This is a genomic window from Streptomyces sp. NPDC002044, assembly GCF_040296725.1.
GTDB lineage: Bacteria > Actinomycetota > Actinomycetes > Streptomycetales > Streptomycetaceae > Streptomyces > Streptomyces antarcticus.
In genome coordinates this window covers 1-1084 of record NZ_JBEOXU010000334.1, presented here as the reverse complement: position 1 = coordinate 1084, position 1084 = coordinate 1, and the positions used below count along the sequence as shown (strand labels likewise).

At 72.9% G+C, this 1084-nt stretch carries 3 protein-coding genes; all 3 read right to left on the bottom strand.

The features are described 5' to 3' along the window. Positions 1–217: hypothetical protein (locus ABT106_RS32040; RefSeq protein ID WP_351284590.1), on the bottom strand; the 217-nt coding region annotated here is incomplete at its 3' end. After that, positions 214–750, bottom strand: a complete 537-nt coding sequence (locus tag ABT106_RS32035) for a bifunctional DNA primase/polymerase (RefSeq protein WP_351284587.1) — start codon at positions 748–750, stop codon at positions 214–216. The genes ABT106_RS32040 and ABT106_RS32035, both read right to left, overlap by 4 nt. Beyond that, positions 747–1084 (bottom strand): hypothetical protein (locus ABT106_RS32030; RefSeq protein ID WP_351284585.1); only part of this gene is annotated, 338 nt, incomplete at its 5' end. The genes ABT106_RS32030 and ABT106_RS32035, both read right to left, overlap by 4 nt.

Sequence of the window (1084 nt, the reverse complement as noted above, 5' to 3'; positions counted from 1 at the left end):
CCGCGCGGGCCGCCCATGCGGAGGACAGCAGGAGGGCGGATCGGGTCTCGGGGGCGGCGTCGCTCCACTTGCGCAGCGCGCCCTTGTGGTCGGCGGCCCGCTCGACGTTCCCGCGGTACTGCTCCAGGACCTCCTTGAGGTCGGCGAGGACGTCGGGGATCTGCATCCCGATGCCGAGCAGTTGTCCGTTGGCGGCCATCATGTCGAAGGCGTTCACGCGGTCTTCCTTCCTGGGTGGCGCTGGAGCCGGTCGGCGATCCAGCGGGGGAGCGGGCGTACGGGCTCGTCGCGGACGATGGCGTAGGGGATGCCGCCGACGACGGAGCCGGGCCCGATGAGGTAGCCGCCGCTGCGCAGGCCGGGGCCGCGCACGTCGATCCCGGGCCCGAGGGGGCTGCGGTTGCCGGAGAAGCTGCCGATGGTGGAGCCGTCGGGGGCGGCGAAGTACAGGTGCCGGCCCCCGGACGGGGTGGCCACGGTCAGGGTGTCCGGCCACGGCTGATGGAGGCGGGCGGCGAGGTCGGCGAGCACCGCCTGGCCGTCGTCCTCGACATCGAGGTCCAGGCCGACGACGCGGGAGGCCCGGCAGCCGACGCCAATGTTGTCGCCGTCGTGCCACAGCTCCCGGACGCGCTCCGGATCGGTGAGGCACCGCGTGCGCCAGGGCCCGGCGGGGCGCCGGCCGCCGGGCGGGAGCGGGAACACGGCCAGGCCCCGGGCGGCGAGGTCGGCAGCAGCCGTGGCCGTCACGCCGGGACTGCCTCGTGCTCCTGGTCCTCGTCGTCGTCCTCGTAGCAGGTGCACTCGTCGTACGGGCCGGACGATCCGGCCCCGCAGTCGAAGCAGTACACGTTCCGGTCAGGGTCGTCGTAGTCCGGCTCGGTGTACTCGCCGTGGCGCCAGCCGGTGCAGTCGTGCGAGCAGCCGCAGCCCTCGGCACACTCGGGGCAGATCATCCCGTACGTCCAGCCGCACTTCTCGCACATGGTCTGGTTGCGGGGGTCGTTGCGTTCCTGCTCCAGGTAGCCGACCGCTTCCCGGTACGTGTTGATGTCCATGTACTCGGCGAGGTACCGCTCCAGGG